Consider the following 20,213-nt stretch of genomic DNA (forward strand, 5'->3'; position numbering starts at 1 on the left):
TATTAAAACTAAAAAAATAGTTGTGAAACTAAGTTTTTAGTTTTAACTTAGATTCATAATCGGTTATAGGCAGACGTGCCATTTTTTATAAAATAGTATTATGGACGAGATTAAAGAATTAACAAAAGCAGAGGAACAAATCATGCAGGAGCTTTGGGATATGGGCGGAGGATTTGTAAAGGAAATTATTGATCGATTGCCTGAACCTAAACCTGCGTACAATACAGTTTCTACTATTATCAGGATCTTAGAGACCAAGGGTTTTGTGGATCATCAAGCGTTTGGTAAAAGCCATCGCTATATTCCAGTTGTTCAGAAAGAAGACTATAAGAAAATTGTAGCTGGTAAGTTGTTGAATGGATATTTTGAGAACTCTCCGAAGCGCATGCTTTCTTATTTTTTGGAAGAGAACAAGTTGGATGTAAAAGAATTAGATGAAATATTGACATTGATCAATAAAAACAAGTAGTAATCCTACTACTACTTGACCATAAACTTAAAAACTTATGATTTACTTACTCTTAGTGAACATCGCGATGGGTATCGGATTTGGATTATACCATCTTTGCTTTCGTAAATTGACATTTTTTCAATGGAATCGAGTTTATCTATTGGGAATTGTAATGGTCTCCTTATTGATTCCGGTAGGACTCTTTGTTGATCTTTCTGACGTCTTCGTAAAGGAACAAATGCTCCCGGTCGTGAATCTAGCGGAGGTTATGGATGTTGTCTATATCCCTGATACTTCTGATGAACAGTCGTATCGCTTGGTGGATATCTTATCGAAGTTGTATTGGGGAGGTGTTCTTGTTTGCGTATTACTCTTAATTTGGCGATTGCGAAAAGTCAGTAAGGCTTTTACTTTTCGACACGAGTACGCAAGCTTTTCTTTCTTTAGGAAGGTGTTTCTAGGAAGTAAGGTGCAGGATGAAAGGATGATAGGCGATCATGAACAGGTTCACGTAGATCAAGGACATTCATACGATATTGTTTTACTAGAAATTGTGGGTGTTTTAAATTGGTTCAATCCAATAGTTTATCTAATTCGTAAAGAGTTAAAGTTTCAGCACGAGTGCATCGCTGATGAACTTTGTTCGCAAGACAAAGTCGCTTATGCAGAATTGTTGGTTGCGCATGCAATGCGTACTAATCCAAGTCATCTGGTTCATTATTTTTCGAACCAGTCATTTTTAAAAAAGAGAATTATGATGTTGTTTAAGAATAAATCATCGAATAGAAATAAACTGTTTTATTTAGCAGGTCTACCTATTTTGCTGATTGTAGTTTGTTCGACCCTGATATTCAATACCAGTAGAGCTCGTGCAGTAGTGTCGGATGTGGAATCCAAAATTGTTGATGTTGATTTTCTGAAAGTTGAACACAACTCAGGATCGGTTTCCGATGGAAAAGAAGAAATATTTATTGCACAGGATACCTCAAAGAAAGGCGGTGAAATCCGAAAGCAAAAAAATGATGAAGGTAAAGTCGTTACCACAGGTGATGGAACTGAGCTCTTCGAATCTGTTGAGATTCAACCTGAACCTTCAGGAGGGATGGTGGCTTTTCGTCGATGGATCGGTGAGAATTATCAATACCCAAAATCAGCCTTAGATGCTGCAGTAAAAGGGACCGTTGTGGTTTCTTTTATTGTCGAGAAGGACGGAACGCTAAGTAATCTTAAAATAACAAAGGATATCGGTCATGGTACAGGTGAGGCTGCTGTTAATTTATTAAGTAATTCTACCAAATGGTCTCCCGGCGTGCAGAATGGGAGAGCCGTGAGGGTAGCATATGCCCTACCTATTCGATTGGATTTAACTTCTATTTCAGAGAAGGAAGGAAAAAATGAAGTGTTTACCGAAGTTGAGAATGCACCGAAACCACCCGAGGGGATGGCTGTTTTCCGTAAATGGATTGGAGACAATTACCAATATCCGTCAGGAGCTATTGATGCTGGAGTCAAGGGAACAATTCGCGTACAGTTTATCGTAGAAAAAGATGGTTCACTTTCTAATGTTAAGAGTACAGAAGACTTAGGTTACGGGACCGGCGAGGCTGCCGTACACTTATTGAGCAATGCGCCCAAATGGATTCCTGGTGTACAAAACGGGCGGACTGTTCGGGTGGAGTATGAATTGCCGATACGCTTGGATTTGACGAATATGTAGTCGATTTTGATGATGTTAAGAAATTCAGGGTTGTTGTTTTTAGTAATGGTCATTTTATCGGGTTGCAGATCCCCTCATTTTGCGAAAGGCGGAGTGTTTGTTGAAGATGTAGACCGATACTTTAATACTCATTTGCAGAATTCGAATGTCTGGTTGTACATGGATTTGAAACCATTTAATGGCGGTAAATCTGGATTGAAAACAGTTGGAACCTACGAAGAAGACAAGAGGATTTTGAAATCTGTCGGTGTACAAATGAAGGGAGCGAAGCTGTTATTTTCTGCAGTACCCGAGTCTAGTCCGAGATACCATCTTATTGCCTTGTACCACAAGAATGCTGTGGAAAAGCTCGATGGTTATGAAAGAAAGAATTATCAAAATTCATATTACTATCAGAAAGATTTGGAAAGTGGACGATTGGATATCCGTCATGTTTATATCCCTTATAAAGACCAAGCTGGCCTGAGTTTGATCTATTACATTAGCACCGAGGAACATCTGAGTTGCCGCTTTTGTAAAATAGACTATCTGGCCCGTATTAATGCACAACGGCTACAGGAAGGGAATGCCGATAGCTTGAAGTGGCAGATATCTAACTGTGAGAGCGAAGTGAAAAGGAAAAATGTACGTGTAGAGCCGCAAACTGATTTAAGAAGGGTCAATCAGATTAAATATGCTAAAGTGTATATCGATTTCTTAAACGGAAATACTGGGATTCAGTATTTCCAAATCTTTAAACCAGGTGAGGATAAGAAACTGCAACTAGAATTATGTCCTGCTAAGTATTATGTGGAATATTATGATGCGAAATTTAATGTATTGCATCGAGATACACTGAATCTTGATGATTGAAAATAATAAGAGCTGGTTTTATTAAAACCAGCTCTTATTATTTATGATAAAAACTCTTTTTCTAAATCTAAGGGGGCGATATAAGTGCCGTTTTTATAAACGCGCATGTTGCCTCCAGATATTTCATCGATTAGGATTATTTGCTTGCTTGTCTTATCATACCCAAATTCTAACTTAATGTCGTATAAGTCCAAACCTTTTTTTGAAAGTTCTGCTTTTACGATAGCACAGATTTTGACCGTCAATGCTTTCAACTCTTGGTAAAGTTCTTTAGTTAAGATTCCAAGGTTTTCTAAAGCATCTTCCGAGATTACCGGATCTCCGCGCTCATCATCTTTAATCGTAACCTCTACAAATCCATTTAGGTCCTGACCTTCGTTACAATAAGCTGCATAGCGTCTGTAGAAGCTGCCTACTGCTCTATAGCGACAAATCACTTCTAATCCTTTGCCTAGGACTTCAGCTTCTTTAACGATCATGCTTACCTCATTCAGATCAACAGATATTAAATGAGTCGGAATCTGAAGAGCATTTAATAATTCATAAAAGTACTTGGTCATTTTTAGACCTGATTTTCCAGCACCATCAATAGTTAATCCTACCGTGTTAGCTCCTGGATCGAAGACACCGTTTTCACCGGTGACATCATCTTTGAATTTCAATAGATATTGGCTATTACCTAAATCGTAGACGTCTTTCGTCTTACCTTTATAAATTAATTGCATGACAGGTTAAGTTTTAAGCGCGCAATTTAATACTATTTTGCCAAATATCCGCCATCAACCGGATAATAGGAAGCCGTTACGAAAGATGATTTATCTGTTGCAAGCCATAGTGCAAGTTCAGCGACTTCTTCTGGTTTCCCTAAGCGTTGAAAAGCATGTTGGCTAGCCAAGTATGTTTTTGTGGCATCGTCTAGCGCATTTTCGATTAATGGTGTTTCAATAAACCCAGGGCCTATCGCATTGACGCGTACACCTTTAGTAGCGTATTCCCAACCCGCTGTTTTTGTCAAACCAACCACGCCATGTTTTGCTGCAACATAAGCAGCTGAGTTCATGAATCCAACAGAACCCAGAATCGAAGCAACGTTAATGATACTGCCGCCCACCTTAGCAATCTCCGGCAATTGATAATGCATACCATAGAATACACCATTTAAGTTGATATTGATAACCTTGTCCCAGCCATCAATAGAAAGGTCACCTACGGGATTGGATTCACCGCCAATACCGGCGTTGTTAACGGCGATATGTAAGGCCCCAAAATTAGCGATAGCTGCTTCCACAATTTTCTCATTATCTTTTGGTGAAGAAGAATCAGCTTTGACAAAAATAGCATGGTTACCGCCACAGCTATTTATAAATTCATTACCTGCCTTTTCATTTAAATCAGAGACTACAACTTTAGCACCCTCTCTGATGAAGATCTCGACAATAGCTTTACCTATTCCTGACGCACCACCGGTGACGATGGCTACCTTGTTTTCTAATTGTTTCATAGTTCTTCTTTGTTTATGTCTATATAACAATTTAAGAAATATGTATTTAACAAGCTAACAGGCGAGCGGGACAATGTCTGATTATGACATTAATAGGAAAAAGCCAGTATTGAATTACAGTACTGTGAAGATATTTTAGTGTGATCGTTTTAGAAGTTTTATTTCGTGCTGTAGAAATTCGATCTTCTGCAAGAGATGTTGTACGACTTCTATTCCTTGAACGTTGAGTTCTAAATTGTAATACCAATTATGGTATCTCTCTATCTGAGCAATCTGCTCTTCTGGTACAAACTCCTGACTCTCAATTACGGTAATGTCTATCAAGCCGCTTTGCTGCAATTCTTTGATAAAGGTGATCTCGATATTATTAGATCGACATATATCAACAATCTTAAATAAGGTAGCTTCCATATTATTCTTTGTTTAAAGCGGCTGCTTGTTCAAATAGTTTCCGCTGTTCATCATTTAAATCAGTTGGTATTTTTACTTGTATTTCGGCGTAGAAGTCGCCAAATCTGCCCTCCTCCTTATAAACAGGGAACCCCTTGTCCTTTAGTCTTATTTTTGTTCCATTTTGTGTGCCGGCCTTTATTTTAACTTTAGCTTTTCCATTCCAAGTATTTATAATCGCATCTCCTCCAAGTAAAGCGGTAAAGAGATCGATTTCTAATTTGCTATATAGATCATTGCCTTTGCGGGTAAGTTGCGGATCTTGAGCAACGTGGAACGTGATGTAAAGATCTCCTTTCGGTCCCCCATTTAAACCAGCAGCACCTTGTCCTTTCAGACGAATTTTTTGACCATCTTGAACTCCAGCAGGAATAGTGAAGCGGATATTCTTTCCATTAACGGTGAATGTTTGCTGGTGTGTAGTACCCGCCTGTTGAAGTGTTAACTCGACCTCGGCATTGTAGTCTTCTCCTTTATAAGAACTTTTGCGTCCTCCTCCAAACCTAGACCCAAATAGTTGCTCGAAGAAGTCGGAGTATTCACCGGTATCATAATTTCCGTTATAGTCAAAGCCTTCGAATGGATTTTGTTGTCCAGATCCTCTTGATGAATATCCTCGTTGTTGCTGTGCGCGCTCATATTCATCTCCATGCTTCCAATTTTCGCCGTATTGATCATACTTTTTTCTTTTTTCCGGATCTGTCAGAACTTCATTGGCTTCGTTAATCTCTTGAAACTTCTTTTTTGCAGCCTCATCGTCGGGATTCAAGTCGGGATGATATTTTCGCGCGAGTTTTCGATAGGTTTTTTTAATGTCGTCTTGACTTGCTGTTTTGTCAAGACCTAAGGTGCTATAATAGTCTACAAATGCCATTTGATCGTGTTAATATCCTATAAACAGAAATATACCTATTTTGTTTACTTTTATAAGTATTCTATTACTATCGTAGATTTTGAAGGAAGACGACATGTCGTAAATATGAAAGCAGTGCTTTCTTAGGGCACTGCTTTCATATTTATTGTCTCTGTAGGTAACTTATTTTTTATTACTATCTACAACAAGTCTTTTGTCTCTGTTTGCTATTTCCCAAGCGGTATGGAAAATTAACTTTTCACGCTTTACCATCATCGGGAAATCGATTTTGTCTACGGTGTCCTCTGGTGTATGGTAATGTGGGTGAAGACCTGAAAAGAAGAAGGCTGAAGGTATTCCTTTTTCAGCAAAATTGTAATGGTCTGATCGATAATAAAGACGCATTGGTTCATTGGGGTCATTATAGGAATAATCCAATTCGATTCCCACAAAATCTTTGTTCGCTTTCTCGGTTACACTTTGGAGTTCTGAACTTAATTTATCTAGACCTATAGCATGTAGATAGTTGTGGTTGCCATTTAGGTGTTTGTCATCTATCCGTCCAATCATGTCAATATTGATACATGCTACAGTATTTTGCAGTGGTAATATGGGGTTTTCTACATAGAATTTAGATCCTAAAAGACCTTTCTCTTCGGCTGCTAATCCGATGAAAAGGATACTTCTACGAGGCCCCTTACCCTCTTTTTTAGCAGCCGCAAATGCCCGTGCTAGCTCCAAAACGGCCACAGTCCCGCTACCGTTATCATCAGCACCAGGAAAGAATGTGCCGTCAGGTAAAATGCCATCATGGTCATAGTGCCCGCAGAGGACGATAACCTCATCTTTTAAGTCTGATCCTTCAAGAAGTCCCAGTACATTGGGATCATTCAGTTTTTCTTTAGTTACCCCCATCTCAGCATCTAGTTTGCTGGTGATGACTAAAGGTTTTTGGACTTGTACTGTTGCCTCCTCTTTAAATTTAGTAACGGAGCTGTTTGCTTTACTTAAAATCTGTTCTGCAATCTTTTCGCTAATATTAACAACAGGTACGGGTTGAGTAAGCATCCGGTTATTATCCCCATTGTCCAACGCGATACGTCCCGATGTTAATCGACCTTTCATTCTACCTATCATATCTACAACCTGAGAGTTCGTAGCCAATATAAGCTTAGGTTGTAATTTGACAAGTTCCTGTATTCTTTTGAATCGGCTGCTAGACCAGTCTGACTTCGACTTTGTGCCCGTTAGGAGTGAGTTTCCAGCTTTATCATATGGCTCTCCTTCATTAAGCACTAATATCACTTTGTCTTTGATATCTGTGCCTTTGAGTTCATTATAATTTTCGTGTTGTAAACCATAGCCTACAAATACAATCTCTTGAGAAGCGAAGCTAGAAAGATCGTTGTCTCCCTGTACAAAAAAGTCTTTCCCGTTTTCCAGAGGAGTTTGATCCAATACAAAACTGTTTACCGTATAGCCGATTCGTAATAAGGAGACGGGTTGAAAGTACGAACTGCCATTTACGATAGGAGTCAATCCATATGACTTGAAGTGGTCGGCGATATAATTAGCCGCCTTTCTGCCTCCTTCTTGACCTGTTCCTCTTCCTTCGAATTCTTTGCTCGCTAATATGGTAAGGTGTTTTCTAGAACTTTCCTCCGTTATTAGTTCTGCGTATTTTTTCTGTACTTGCGCCAAGCTACAGCTGTACAAAGCAGGTAAAATGAATAAAATTGAGAATAATCTTTTCATATGTATATAACTATCTTTGATGACTGTTATTAAAACTGGTTTAGCAACAAGCAATCTTATCTACGCGATTAGCGTGACGACCACCTTCAAACGGTGTCGTTAAGAAGGTATGTGCTATTTTTTTTGCCAGATCAAGGTCTATAAATCGTGCAGGAATACATATGATATTAGCATTGTTGTGTTGACGGGCTAGTGCTGCAATTTCATTTTGCCAAGCTATAGCCGCGCGGATTCCTTGGTGTTTATTAGCTGTTATAGCTACACCATTGGCACTGCCACAGATCAAGATGCCTAACTCATTTTCCTGAGTTTCTACAGACGTTGAGACAGGGTGAGCAAAGTCAGGGTAGTCTACAGAATCAGCAGTCGTAGGACCAAAATCTTGTACTTCGTAACCTAGGGCGGTTAAGTAGGGGATAATCTCCGTTTTATAATCAAATCCAGCGTGATCGCTTCCTATTGCAATTTTCATATGTGTATAATTTGATTTTCAGTTGTATTATGGAATACCCAAAGTATATTATGCACGAATTGTTGTAATTGGTGTGCATGCTGCTTCTCGGTCATTCGTATTTGTGCAGTTCTACTACATGGATATTTCATATGTAAATAATTATTCGTTCGTTTAATTGTTTTCTTGATGGAACTCATGAATGCTTCACATTTATTACATGATCCGCCAGCTGATGGACTCATGAGTATTTCCTAAATACTTAATATTAGCTGTTGTAAAATTCTTTTTCCTTTAAGTCTTTTTGTTTTTTAACATTTGCCGATACCATAATGCTTAACTCATAAAGGATAAACATTGGAGCACTGACTGTAAGCAATGTAATAATATCTGCAGTAGGTGTAATGATAGCACCAATAATCAAGATGATGACTGCCGCGTAACGACGACTTGCTCGCATAAATTGTGGCGTCATTAATCCCAGTTTAGATAAAATAAAAATCAGGATAGGTAGTAAGAATACGATACCACAGCCTAGCGTTAAAGTAGCTATTGTCGATAGATAGGAATCTATCGTGATTTGATTGGTGATTTCCTGGCTTAATGATACGTTTGCAAGAAAGTTGACCGATAAAGGAACGACAATATAATAACCAAATAAAGCACCTATTATGAAGAGTACTGTCGCATAAAATACAAAACCACGAGCAGATTGTTGTTCAACATCTGTAAGAGCTGGTTTTACAAATAGCCACACCTCAAATAGCAAATAAGGAAAACCTAATGCTAAAGCCATCAATAAGCAAGAGTTTATTTGTAGCATAAATTGTCCGGCGAGCTCCGTATTGATAATATTAAAAGGTATGCGTTCTACGCAGAAGCCATCGAGATTCATCAAATCTCCAACTTTACACATCATGCGATAGGTCCAGAAATCGAGATTTTTTGGCCCCATAATGATTTGGTTGAATACAAAATCATAGAATGTAAATGATAGGATGGCAAACAGGGCGATAGCAATAACAGAACGGATGATATGCCATCGTAAAACTTCCAAATGTTCAAAGAATGACATTTCGGCTTCTATATTCTTTCCTTTCTCTTTAATAGCGTCGATTAGTTTTTTACTGGACATATGTATACTTATATGAAAACAAAAATACCATTCTTTGGGAGAAGAATGGTATCTTTTAATATAAAACAAAAATTTTACGTTTAATCTTCGTCTGGATATTCTGTTAAGTCAAAAGTTTCCATGAATTTGGTGGTAAAATTACCAGCTCTGAAATTAGGATCGCGCATTAACCGCAGGTGTAGTGGGATCGTGGTCTTAACTCCTTCGATGACAAATTCACTAAGCGCGCGTTCCATCGTACTTATGGCCTCTTCTCTTGTTTGAGCTACACAGATTAGCTTAGCAATCATAGAGTCATAGTTAGAAGGAATAGTATATCCTGCATAAACGTGTGTGTCTACACGTACACCATGACCTCCCGGGGAATGAAAGTTTGTAATCTTACCTGGTGATGGACGGAAGTTATTGAATGGGTCTTCTGCGTTTATACGACATTCTATTGCATGCATGGTAGGCTCATAGCTTTTCCCTGAAATAGGAATACCTGCCGCCACTTTTATTTGTTCTTTGATTAAATCAAAGTTTATGACTTCTTCTGTTACGGGGTGCTCTACTTGAATACGTGTATTCATTTCCATAAAATAGAAGTTACGGTGCTTGTCTACCAAGAACTCTATAGTACCCGCTCCTTCATAGTTAACAGCTTGTGCTCCTTTGATTGCCGCTTCACCCATTTGAGCACGTAACTCTGGTGTGATGAAAGGGGAAGGTGCTTCCTCTACTAATTTTTGATGACGGCGCTGGATCGAACAATCTCTTTCAGAAAGGTGACAAACTGTGCCGTATTGATCCCCAATCACCTGTATTTCAATGTGACGCGGTTCTTCAACAAATTTCTCTAAATAGATACCATCGTTGCCAAAAGCTGCGGCAGATTCTTGACGTGCTGAATCCCAGTTAGGTTCAAACTCCTCATCTTTCCAAATAATACGCATACCACGGCCACCACCTCCAGCAGTTGCTTTGATAATGACCGGATAACCGATTTCTTTGGCTATAGCAATACCCGTTTTTACATCGGGGATAAGCCCGTCCGAACCAGGTACCGTAGGTACACCAGCTTTTTTCATCGTATCTTTTGCGGAGGCTTTGTCGCCCATCTTTTCAATCTGATCTGCCGTAGCACCTATAAATTTAATGCCATATTCAGCGCAGATAGCTGAGAATTTTGCGTTTTCAGATAAAAATCCGTAACCCGGGTGTATTGCATCCGCATTGGTTAATTCGGCTGCTGCAATAATATTTGGAATATTTAAATAAGAGTCTTTACTCGCTGGAGGTCCAATACAAACTGCCTCATCAGCAAATCTTACGTGAAGACTGTCCCTGTCTGCGGTTGAATATACTGCGACACTCTTTATTCCCATCTCGCGACAAGTGCGGATGATACGTAATGCGATTTCGCCTCTATTTGCTATTAATATCTTTTTGAACATAGTGAATAACTTGATGAACAATTAACTGTGCATTTTTGCGCAGTTCTGTAGAAGTTTTTATTTAGAAAAAACGGAATAAACCCCTAATGTAAGGGTAGATATTCCGGTTGTTTTTAAATTTAAAAAGCTGCTTAATTAAGCAGCTAGAGATTATCTTGGATCAACTAAGAAAAGAGGTTGATCATACTCGACGGGTTGAGCGTCGTTCACTAATATTTTTACTATTTTACCAGATACTTCTGACTCGATTTCATTGAACAGCTTCATTGCTTCAACAATACAAGTTACTTTTCCCGGTGTGATATCATCGCCTACATTTACAAATGGAGCTTTATCTGGGCCTGAGGAACGATAAAAAGTACCTATCATAGGTGATTTTACAGTGATGAAATGAGACTCATCGTCTGCAGCAGGTGTCGCAACTACAGCTACCGGTGCTGTTACTGGAGCTGCTGGAGCAGGGGCGCCTTGAACAGCGACTGGAGCAACGGCAGCAGGTAAAGATGCAGTAACATAAGTTGGTTCCTGATTTGTTTTTATTGTGATCTTGAAATCTTTTTCTTCAATCGATACTTCATTCACTCCTGATTTAGAAACAAATTTGATCAGGTCTTGAATTTGTTTGATATCCATACTCATACTTCAGTAGGTTTTATTTTTTTAAATAATTTTTAAAATAGCGTATAAAGATACATAAAAACTTTTACGATTCTATTGAATTGCCAACAGTCGTGAAAGTTGTTACGGCTTTTGTAATAGTTATATTTTTAGCAAAATGGATAAACTTAATAGGCCCATTTTAAATATACAGAGCCCCAAGTGAATCCTCCGCCAAATGCAGCAAGAATTAAGTTGTCTCCTTTTTTTAACTGACTTTCCCATTCCCATAAACAAAGTGGAATGGTGCCACTCGTTGTATTTCCATATTTATGGATGTTCACCATTACTTTTTCCTCTGGAAGACCAGCCCGTTCAGCTGTAGCATCGATAATGCGTTTATTTGCTTGATGCGGTACTAGCCAAGCGATATCATCTGCTGTAAGCTGATTGCGTACCATGATTTCGTGAGCCACATCAGCCATATTAGTTACAGCGAATTTAAATACTGTTTTCCCTTCTTGATAAGCATAGTGTAAACCCGCTTCAACAGTCTCATGCGATGCTGGATTTAGCGATCCACCACCTTTGATATTTAAGTATTGGCCTCCCGAACCATCTGTTTTTAAGATCGTGTCTTGTATGCCATTACCTTCTGTATTCGGTTCTAATAATACGGCGCCGCAGCCATCTCCAAACAAGATACAGGTGTTGCGATCAGTATAGTTTACCACAGACGACATTTTGTCTGCGCCAACGACTAATACTTTTTTATGTTTGCCTGATTCAATGAACTGCGAGCCTGTTGTTAATCCAAATAAAAAACCTGAACAAGCAGCCTGCAAATCGTAGCCCCAAGCATTTTTAGCTCCAATTTTATCAGCTAGAATATTAGCCGTAGCTGGAAACAACATGTCAGGGGTACTTGTACAAAAAATAATTAAGTCGATATCCTCTGCTGTGATTCCTCTTTTTTCAAGTAATCCTTTGACAGCAGGGACTGCTAAATCAGATGTTGCAAGTCCTTCACCCTTTAGAATACGACGTTCTTTGATACCTGTGCGTGATACAATCCACTCGTCATTGGTATCAACCATTGTTTCTAGTTCCTTGTTTGTTAATACATATTCCGGAACATACCCATTTACCGCCGTAATAGCTGCATGAATTTTAGACATATTATCTTAGTTAAAAGCTGATTTAATCTTGTCAATAAATTTTGACTCGATCATATCTTTGGATAGTAATACCATGTTTTTTATTGCTTCAGGTGTAGAGATACCATGACCAATAATGACGGGAGCATTGACACCTAATATTGGACTTCCACCGTACCGTTCATAATTGAACCTGTCAAAAAAGTCGTCCTTAAAGCCCTTTTTCAATGTGACCACATAGAAAGATTCCGCTAATTTTAGAACAACATTGCCCGTATACCCATCACATACATATACATCAGCCTGATCTGTAAACAAATCACGTCCTTCAGCATTACCTATGAAATTGATTTTGGGGTTTGATTTTAGTAGGGGATAGGTCGATATTGTTAGAATGTTTCCTTTTTCTTCTTCTTCTCCAATGTTCAAAAGGCCAACTTTTGGATTTTGTACGCCGTATACATGTTCAGAATACAAGCTGCCTAGTAAGGCAAACTGATTTAACATTTCGGGTTTACAATCTGCGTTGGCTCCAACGTCAAGGAGAATTCCGTAACCATTTTTGAGTTTAGGAACATTTGTTGCTATCGCTGGTCTTAATACTCCGGGGATAGTTTTTACACTGAACATAGCTCCTACAAGCATAGCACCAGTGTTTCCTGCAGAAGAGAAAGAGTCAATCTCACCGTTTTTTAATAACTCAAAGCCTTTAGCTACGCTTGAGTTAGGCTTTTGGGTGATAGCTTTGGTAGGATGTTCATGCATCGAAATGTTTTCCGGGGCATGGACGTAATCAAATAGCAGTGGGTCTACTCCAGCTTCTATTATCCGATTTCTGCTATCTTCTTCGTCTCCGAACAACACAATACGTTGATCGTTTTTAAGAACTTTTTGTGCTTCTATAGCACCAAGAATTGTGGAATTTGGAGCATAATCTCCACCTAAGACGTCTAATCCAATCTTCATCCGTTATTATTTTTCTAAATCAATAATACGCAAAAAACATCCCAAATTAAAGCAAAATGTTAAATAATTAAGCTTTTTTGGGATGTTTTTTAAAAGATATTTTTTAGACAGCAGCAGTGTTCTCGATAATCAATTTACCGTTGTAGTATAAATTGCCATCTACTTCATATGCTTTGTGTGGTACGTGTACTGCACCTGTTTCTTTACATACTGTCAATGTAGGTTTTTCAGCCTTATAATGTGTTCTTCTTTTGTCTCTTCTCGATTTCGAAGTCTTACGTTTTGGATGTGCCATCTCGTATTATGTTTTTTTAATTGTTTTTAATATTCTTTAATGCGGCCCAACGAGGGTCAATACTTTCGTTTTCTGTTACCGACTCTTCTTCTGCATCTACTGTTCCACTGATCTTTGCTAACATTTCGGGATCACATGTTGTGTCTTCACCTTGTTCGCTGCATTTAGCGTAATAAGGAACTTGAACGTTGATGTATTCGTAAAGTAGTGTAGCAATGTCTAGTTCATGGTCTGTCTTGTTCAAGACAATGACCTCTTCGGTGTCATCAGCCCATTCTTCATTGATGAACTTCACGATCACTCGTTCAGAAAAATGAACTGGAGATTGAATCTCCGCTAAACAAACATCGCATGTTAGTGAAATCTTTCCGCTAATGTCAAAATTGACGATTAGCATGGATTCTTGCTTCTGTAGTGAAACTTTCGCAAGAAGACTTCCTTTTTTAACTAATGAATGCTCAAAGCAGTCAAAGAACTTGTTGTCAATCTCAAAGTCAAAATCATGTTTCCCTGCAGCAAGTCCTGAAAAGGGGATTCTATATTGTTTTAGATACTTCAAAATCTTGTATTTGAGCCTGCAAAATTAATGTTTTAAAACCAAGGATGCAATTATTTTGTAAAATAAATTTTATTCCTCGTCTCCGTAGTATTTTGTGCCTAGTTCTACCTTTTCACGGTTGTTGGCCATGCGCCATTTATTGGTGTCACGAAGCGAATATGCGCAACCGCAGTATTCCTGCATGTAGAATTTCTCTCGTTTACTGATTTCTAACATACGGGCCGAACCACCCTTTTTACGCCAATTGAATGTCCAATATTCCATGTTTGGGTGGCGCGAAGCAGCTCGTAGACCGCAGTCATTGATCTGTTCCATATTTTTCCAGCGAGATATACCCAAAGAGCTTGATATGACATCAAATCCATTGGCGGCAGCATACTCCGCGGTTTTTTCAAAGCGCATGTCAAAGCACATGGTACATCGGATGCCTTTTTCAGGTTCATGTTCCATGCCTTTGGCTAATTCAAACCAATGATCCACGTCGTAGTCGGCGTCTATGAAAGGGATATTGTGTTTCTCTGCAAACCGAATATTTTCATCTTTACGGATGTCGTATTCCTTTCTCGGATGAATATTGGGGTTATAGAAATAAATAGTGAAATCAATATCTGAGGAAATTAATGCCTCCATAACTTCACCGGCACAAGGCGCACAGCAAGAGTGCAATAAGAGCTTCTTGCCATCTTTGGGTAATGTTAATTTTTCCCTGTTGAATTCTTTCGTAATCTCCATGATTATTTTCTTCCCGACTGCAATTTTACGGAAAACTCTCTACATTATAAAGTTTATTGTGGTTGTGGCGATTACTCTCTCTTTTTCGTTACCATTTATGTGGAGTATTCTCCGCCAAATTTTCGAATAGGAGTTCGTGAATATAAAGCATTTTACATAAGTTTGCATATTAAGAATTAATCCATAACATGAAGAATTATCTCTTTTCTATAGTTGCAGTATTTATAGTAGTTTCGATTGTTGCCTGTAAGCGTGACGATGATGAACCAGAACGTGTACGAAAGTCTATATCGAGGTTGTATGTTTCTACGGAGGATTATGCGAGTGGTTCAGCGGCAGCCGACCTTTATAATGTTTGGGCTTTGGATGGTGTTAATGATGAGAAACTCCCTCAGACTTTCGCATTCAAGTTAGCGTCTGCTGCAAAAGGTGGGAGTATGATTCACTTCAGTCCATTTTCTGGAGGATCGCTTTTTCAGGGAAGTGTAAATAGTCAATCTAGCCTAGATACTGCTGTGCATGTTATGGAAGTGAGTAAAACAGGTGTGATTAGTAATAGAAACAGTATCAGAAACCGGATGTATGATAAGGTTAGAGGATTGTTTTATACTGTGGTCAATGATGGTCAGCTTTCGGAGGACTATCTTCTCTTTGCAAATGCTTCGGATACGACGAAGGGTACGCCACCCAATCAACCAGCAGTACCAGACTATACTTTGTTTGCTATCGATAGACCACGTAATAAAGGTAATTTTACTAGGCCGCGTTATCGCATGAAACTTGATCATAATCCTTGGGGGGTTATCGGTATTGGGAATGACTTGGTTATTTCTAATGCAGCGGAAAAAGACGGTGGAGTGGTCATTTACAAGGGCTTTATACCTCAGTTATTAAATAATGGCGATACGATTATGAAAGCTCCTGAAAAATACGTGCTGAAGGTTGCTGATGCGCAGAATATCAGAGGACTTTCCTATTCTGCAAGTGCTGACGTTTTATTGTTGACAGACTATGTTCAAGGGCAGGCAAATTCTGGAAAAATTCTGGTCTTTGAAAAATTCTCCCAATATCAAGCTTCACAAACCATAACGCCGACACGGATAGTAACAGGTGCTCTTACGAAACTACAAGAACCCATGGATGTAGCCATAGATAGTAAAGAGGATGGGAAGTATTTCTTTGTAGCAGATCCTGCTGCCAGTAGGGTTTTTCGTTTTCTGATTAGTGCTACAGGAAACGTTGCTCCCGATGCAGAACTCACAGTTGAAAACAGACGACCTCGATCGATCTCTTTAGACTCCCGTTAATTAAAATCAGATAGTAAAAGGAGAAGGGTATTAACCTCTTCTCTTTTTTCGATATTTCCCAGATTGTCGTAAGCGGTCGTTAGATTACGTAATACCCGTTTGATGATGGCGATATTTGAACAGGGGAGCGTGTACTCTTCTTTGGGGGGCAGATTAAGTTGCTTAAGAAAAGAGAAGATATCATCATGTTTCATCACCTGGCCCCGGTTGAATACATTAATGTAGAATAATGGACTTTCATGCTCTTCATCGATATAGGCAACGATGAAATGTTTGGGGAGATTGACGCCATAAATTGGAATATCAAGCTTTTGGGCTATAATACTATAGATACAAGCTAGAGAGATAGGATTGCCTTTTTTTGTTTCAAGGACTTTATGCAAAAATGAATTTTGAGGATCGTGATAATTTGTGGTATTGCCTGAAAGGCCAAACTCCCGAAAAATAATGTTATTCAAAAGCTTAACCTTTTCTAACGGGCTCATTTCATACATGAGCTGAAACCAAGCATTTCTTCGTAGCTCTGCCAGTTGGTAATGAACGGCATTCTCATCTAGATTCGGATATTGATATCTGTTTATAGTCAAAAGACCTTCTAAAAGATCATCGTTGTTCTGTAACGCCCAGATTTGAAGATCGTTTTGAACCTGGTCAAATTGAATTTTGTGGATTATATTTTCAATCCGTGTCTGTGACAAAGGGTCAAACGAAGACTCCCAGCTAGCCTCTAGCTGAGGAATCACCTCCGGTCCAGAAGTGATCAGCTGCTGCTGCACCTGATTGAAAATCTCCATATCAGGATCATCCAACAAAGATATAAGCGCTTTCAGTTCCTTTTCCTCCATATACTAATTTAAGAAAAAGAAAGCGCTTGTACAATGTTTGGATATTTATATGTCTTTCAATTGACCATCTAGCATGTTGATTATACGGTGACCATATTCGGCATTTTTTTCCGAATGGGTTACCTGTATGATCGTAACCCCATCTTCATTTAGCTGTTTGAACAATGTCATGATATCTTCACCTTGTTTTGAGTTGAGGTTGCCAGTAGGTTCATCTGCCAATAATAATTTAGGCGACGAAGCTAGCGCTCTAGCGATGCCTACGACCTGTTGCTGCCCACCAGAAAGTTGTGATGGGAAGAGGTCTTTTTTGCCTACGATACCAAATCTATCCAGCATATCGGCTACTATGGCTTTACGCTCTTTACCGGTTAGATCTTTGTAGATGAGTGGAGTCTCTATGTTCTCATAGACCGTAAGCTCGTCGATCAAATGGTAGGACTGAAAGACATAGCCCATGGATGATTGAAACAAGGCAGCCCTCTTTTTTGCCTTTAGCGCAAGTACATCTTCGTCCATAAAATAGTACTTGCCTTCATTTGGTTCGTCGAGGGAACCGATTACGTTCAGTAATGTGGATTTTCCAGATCCGGAGGGACCCATTATAGAGACAAAATCTCCCTGCTCAATATTCAAGTTAATGTCCTTTAATACGTATGAGCGGGTACCACCTACATTGTACCATTTAAATATATTTTCTAGTTTTATCATTTTTAGATATTGGATTTAAGAATGAGATTTTGAGACCTTGCTTTGGGTTATTATATTAATTACTATTCATCTTTAAGCGAGTTTACAGGGTTGGTCTGCGCAGCTCTTAAGGATTGAAAAGATACTGTTATAACAGCGATAAGAATTGCCAATGAGCCAGCCAGTGCAATAATCCACCAAGAAATATTGATCCGATAAGCGAAATCATCTAACCAGATATTCATTGCCCACCATGCGACAGGGGCACCAATTAATAGAGCTATGACTACCAATTTGATGAAATCTTTGGATAGAAGGGTTGTAATACCTATTACTGAGGCACCCAATACTTTACGGATACCGATCTCTTTGGTACGGGTCTCGGCGATATAGGAAGCTAGACCAAATAGTCCCAGACAGGAGATGAAAATAGCCAGTACGGAGAATACAAAAGCTAACCTACCTATCTGTTCCTGCTGTTTAAATTTCTGAGCGTACTGTTCGTCTACAAATCGGTAAGTGAAAGGGTAGTTTGGATTAATTTTTTTTACCACCATTTCTAGGTTTGCCAAGGTTTGATTCATGGGGAGTTGACCGTTTGTTCGTACCACGATGTTCTGTAGGTACTTCGTTGAAGGGTGTATGAGTAGAGGTCGTACTTCTTGGTAGGGCGAACCACTGACATAGTCTTTGATAATACCAACAATGGTAAAAGCAGCATCTCCCCATTTCAAATATTTGCCGACAGGGTTTTGTAATCCCATCGTCTTTATAGCAGTTTCATTTAATAGTATTCCTGTACTATCAGCAGGAAAGTTTGCATAATTGATATCCCTACCATCGATCAATGTTAGTCCTAACGTTTTTATAAAATCATCCCCCGAGGTACGGACTATTGTAAATGTGGTGTTTTTCTCTTGTTCTGGTGTGGATCCTTCCCAAGTGAAATTTCCACCAGACGAAGCATTGTCCGCAGTTATTGTCCAGCCGGTACGTGTAATGTTTGTCGCTGTTCGATCATCAAGAAGTGTGGTCTTTACGGCTTCATAATTACGTTCTAAATTCCCTTCTACCGGTATTTCAATAAGCTGAGCAGGATTGTAACCTATTTCGCGTTCACCAGCATAGGAGATCTGTAAACGAATCACCAGGGTGGCAACAATCAAAAAAATTGCGATACCAAACTGAATGACTACGAGTGCCTCTCTAAAGCTGAATACGTGAGATCTATTACTCGTATCTCTTAAAGATTTAATAGGTTTGAATGCTGATAAGACAAATGCAGGGTATATACCGGCCAACAGTCCGGTCAGTAAAACAAAGCCTAAGCCTAGCCCCCATATTATAGGGCTACTCCAGTCGACTAGGAGTGGAGCTCCTAGAATACGGTTAAAGACTGGTAAGAATAATATAGTCATCATAATAGCGATTATGCCAGCGATTAGAGCGAGCAGCATGGATTCGATAAGAAACTGTTGTATCAAGCTCCATTTTTTTGCGCCGACCACTTTACGTACACCGACTTCTTTGCTACGTTTCTGGCTACGTGCCGTACTGAGATTCATAAAATTTATACAGGCTATCCCCAGTATTAATAATCCGATAGCACCTATTAGACGTACCTGATCAATTCTCCCTCCAGAAGGAATCCCATTTTTGAAGCTTCCATACAGATATTGTTTGGTGATAGGATAGAGGAAAACGGATGTCCATTTTAAATCTTTGGCGTTGGTACGGATTAGCGGTTTGATCTTATTATTGAATTGCTCTACATCGGTGCCGGCTTTTAACGTGACAAATGTATAGTAGGTGTTGGTGTTCCAATTTGTCCCATACTCTTTGGTTTTACTTTCTGTTAATGGAATCAGGTATTTAAAGTTAAAACTCGAATATGAAGGTAGGTCTTCAAGTACTCCTGTTACTTTATAGGACTCTCCTGATCCAAATGTAACAGTTTTATTCAGGGGATTTTGTTCGCCAAAAAGACTTTTTGATAGGCTTTTTGTTAACACTATATTATTGGGAGTAGACAGCATACCATCACTTATGCCTTGTCGTACCGGGAAATTAAAGATTTTCAAAAAATCAGAATCTACTTCATTCCCTTCGGATTTGATGTTTATATCTCCGAAAGAGATTAGACTTTCTGTAGCCCAATATAGACGTGCACTGTGTTCGACTTCTGGATATTCTCTTTTTAGTGCTTCAGCAGCAGGAGCCATTGTTATGCTTCCTACATTGGTATTACCTTGATAATCGGTGCGACTCCACAGTTTATATATGTTTTCTTTGTTCGTGTAAAAACTATCGTAGAGGAATTGATTTTGTATCCATATCGCGATCAACAATACTGCGGCTATACCGGTGGCAAGGCCTATAATGTTGATTATCGTATAACCTTTGTTCTTTAACAAATTTCTCCAAGCTATTTTAAGGTGATTTTTTATCATTGTTGGTCATTTAG

Annotated in this window: 21 protein-coding genes; 4 read left to right on the forward strand and 17 right to left on the reverse strand. The window is 39.0% G+C overall.

The window, feature by feature from the left end:
• Positions 1 to 100: 100 nt before the first annotated feature.
• The 3 genes from B5X76_RS03215 to B5X76_RS03225 are packed head-to-tail and all read left to right on the forward strand — an operon-like array spanning position 101 to position 3,020.
• A complete protein-coding gene (locus B5X76_RS03215) occupies positions 101 to 469 on the forward strand; it encodes a BlaI/MecI/CopY family transcriptional regulator (protein WP_079641178.1) in 369 nt (122 codons plus the stop codon).
• A 37-nt stretch (positions 470 to 506) separates the two neighbouring features.
• The gene (locus B5X76_RS03220) at positions 507 to 2,168 is read left to right on the forward strand and encodes a M56 family metallopeptidase (RefSeq protein WP_079641180.1); all 1,662 of its coding nucleotides are present in this window, start codon (positions 507 to 509) and stop codon (positions 2,166 to 2,168) included.
• Between the two features lie 9 nt (positions 2,169 to 2,177).
• The gene (locus tag B5X76_RS03225; protein ID WP_139375189.1) at positions 2,178 to 3,020 is read left to right on the forward strand and encodes a hypothetical protein; all 843 of its coding nucleotides are present in this window, start codon (positions 2,178 to 2,180) and stop codon (positions 3,018 to 3,020) included.
• 41 nt (positions 3,021 to 3,061) lie between these two features.
• Here B5X76_RS03225 and B5X76_RS03230 read toward each other — a convergent pair whose 3' ends face one another.
• From B5X76_RS03230 to B5X76_RS03300, 14 genes are all read right to left on the reverse strand, one after another.
• A complete protein-coding gene (locus tag B5X76_RS03230; protein WP_079641184.1) occupies positions 3,062 to 3,745 on the reverse strand; it encodes a phosphoribosylaminoimidazolesuccinocarboxamide synthase in 684 nt (227 codons plus the stop codon).
• A 32-nt stretch (positions 3,746 to 3,777) separates the two neighbouring features.
• A complete protein-coding gene (locus tag B5X76_RS03235) occupies positions 3,778 to 4,521 on the reverse strand; it encodes an SDR family NAD(P)-dependent oxidoreductase (protein WP_079641186.1) in 744 nt (247 codons plus the stop codon).
• 135 nt (positions 4,522 to 4,656) lie between these two features.
• Positions 4,657 to 4,932: a chaperone modulator CbpM gene (locus B5X76_RS03240; RefSeq protein WP_079641188.1), complete on the reverse strand. Its 276-nt coding sequence runs from the start codon at positions 4,930 to 4,932 to the stop codon at positions 4,657 to 4,659.
• A 1-nt stretch (position 4,933) separates the two neighbouring features.
• Positions 4,934 to 5,845 (reverse strand): DnaJ C-terminal domain-containing protein, encoded by a 912-nt coding sequence (locus tag B5X76_RS03245; protein WP_079641190.1) that lies wholly within the window; start codon positions 5,843 to 5,845, stop codon positions 4,934 to 4,936.
• 162 nt (positions 5,846 to 6,007) lie between these two features.
• The gene (locus B5X76_RS03250; RefSeq protein WP_079641192.1) at positions 6,008 to 7,579 is read right to left on the reverse strand and encodes a M28 family peptidase; all 1,572 of its coding nucleotides are present in this window, start codon (positions 7,577 to 7,579) and stop codon (positions 6,008 to 6,010) included.
• 40 nt (positions 7,580 to 7,619) lie between these two features.
• Positions 7,620 to 8,051, reverse strand: a complete 432-nt coding sequence (gene rpiB / locus B5X76_RS03255) for a ribose 5-phosphate isomerase B (RefSeq protein ID WP_079641194.1) — start codon at positions 8,049 to 8,051, stop codon at positions 7,620 to 7,622.
• 247 nt (positions 8,052 to 8,298) lie between these two features.
• Positions 8,299 to 9,165: a twin-arginine translocase subunit TatC gene (tatC, locus tag B5X76_RS03265; RefSeq protein WP_079641198.1), complete on the reverse strand. Its 867-nt coding sequence runs from the start codon at positions 9,163 to 9,165 to the stop codon at positions 8,299 to 8,301.
• 80 nt (positions 9,166 to 9,245) lie between these two features.
• The gene (gene accC / locus B5X76_RS03270; protein ID WP_079641200.1) at positions 9,246 to 10,601 is read right to left on the reverse strand and encodes an acetyl-CoA carboxylase biotin carboxylase subunit; all 1,356 of its coding nucleotides are present in this window, start codon (positions 10,599 to 10,601) and stop codon (positions 9,246 to 9,248) included.
• A 150-nt stretch (positions 10,602 to 10,751) separates the two neighbouring features.
• Positions 10,752 to 11,240: an acetyl-CoA carboxylase biotin carboxyl carrier protein gene (accB, locus tag B5X76_RS03275; RefSeq protein WP_079641202.1), complete on the reverse strand. Its 489-nt coding sequence runs from the start codon at positions 11,238 to 11,240 to the stop codon at positions 10,752 to 10,754.
• Positions 11,241 to 11,386: 146 nt separating this feature from the next.
• Complete coding sequence (locus B5X76_RS03280) at positions 11,387 to 12,376, reverse strand: beta-ketoacyl-ACP synthase III (protein WP_079641204.1); 990 nt, start codon at positions 12,374 to 12,376, stop codon at positions 11,387 to 11,389.
• A gap of 6 nt (positions 12,377 to 12,382) precedes the next feature.
• Positions 12,383 to 13,321 (reverse strand): phosphate acyltransferase PlsX, encoded by a 939-nt coding sequence (gene plsX, locus B5X76_RS03285; RefSeq protein WP_079641206.1) that lies wholly within the window; start codon positions 13,319 to 13,321, stop codon positions 12,383 to 12,385.
• 103 nt (positions 13,322 to 13,424) lie between these two features.
• The gene (rpmF, locus tag B5X76_RS03290) at positions 13,425 to 13,616 is read right to left on the reverse strand and encodes a 50S ribosomal protein L32 (RefSeq protein ID WP_079641208.1); all 192 of its coding nucleotides are present in this window, start codon (positions 13,614 to 13,616) and stop codon (positions 13,425 to 13,427) included.
• A gap of 16 nt (positions 13,617 to 13,632) precedes the next feature.
• The gene (locus B5X76_RS03295; RefSeq protein ID WP_245800928.1) at positions 13,633 to 14,013 is read right to left on the reverse strand and encodes a YceD family protein; all 381 of its coding nucleotides are present in this window, start codon (positions 14,011 to 14,013) and stop codon (positions 13,633 to 13,635) included.
• Between the two features lie 231 nt (positions 14,014 to 14,244).
• Positions 14,245 to 14,907: an epoxyqueuosine reductase QueH gene (locus tag B5X76_RS03300; RefSeq protein ID WP_079641211.1), complete on the reverse strand. Its 663-nt coding sequence runs from the start codon at positions 14,905 to 14,907 to the stop codon at positions 14,245 to 14,247.
• Between the two features lie 188 nt (positions 14,908 to 15,095).
• On the opposite strand from B5X76_RS03300, the gene B5X76_RS03305 reads away from it, so the two are divergent.
• On the forward strand, positions 15,096 to 16,214 hold the full coding sequence (locus B5X76_RS03305) for a hypothetical protein (RefSeq protein WP_079641213.1): 1,119 nt from the start codon (positions 15,096 to 15,098) through the stop codon (positions 16,212 to 16,214).
• Here B5X76_RS03305 and B5X76_RS03310 read toward each other — a convergent pair.
• From B5X76_RS03310 to B5X76_RS03320, 3 genes are all read right to left on the reverse strand, one after another.
• On the reverse strand, positions 16,211 to 17,059 hold the full coding sequence (locus B5X76_RS03310) for a transglutaminase-like domain-containing protein (protein WP_079641214.1): 849 nt from the start codon (positions 17,057 to 17,059) through the stop codon (positions 16,211 to 16,213). The two genes, B5X76_RS03305 and B5X76_RS03310, sit on opposite strands and share 4 nt — an antisense overlap.
• Before the next feature lie 45 nt (positions 17,060 to 17,104).
• The gene (locus B5X76_RS03315; protein WP_079641215.1) at positions 17,105 to 17,770 is read right to left on the reverse strand and encodes an ABC transporter ATP-binding protein; all 666 of its coding nucleotides are present in this window, start codon (positions 17,768 to 17,770) and stop codon (positions 17,105 to 17,107) included.
• A gap of 62 nt (positions 17,771 to 17,832) precedes the next feature.
• The gene (locus B5X76_RS03320) at positions 17,833 to 20,199 is read right to left on the reverse strand and encodes an ABC transporter permease (RefSeq protein WP_079641216.1); all 2,367 of its coding nucleotides are present in this window, start codon (positions 20,197 to 20,199) and stop codon (positions 17,833 to 17,835) included.
• Positions 20,200 to 20,213: the final 14 nt, after the last annotated feature.

Source organism: Sphingobacterium nematocida, assembly GCF_900168125.1.
In the GTDB taxonomy this organism is placed as follows: Bacteria; Bacteroidota; Bacteroidia; order Sphingobacteriales; family Sphingobacteriaceae; genus Sphingobacterium; species Sphingobacterium nematocida.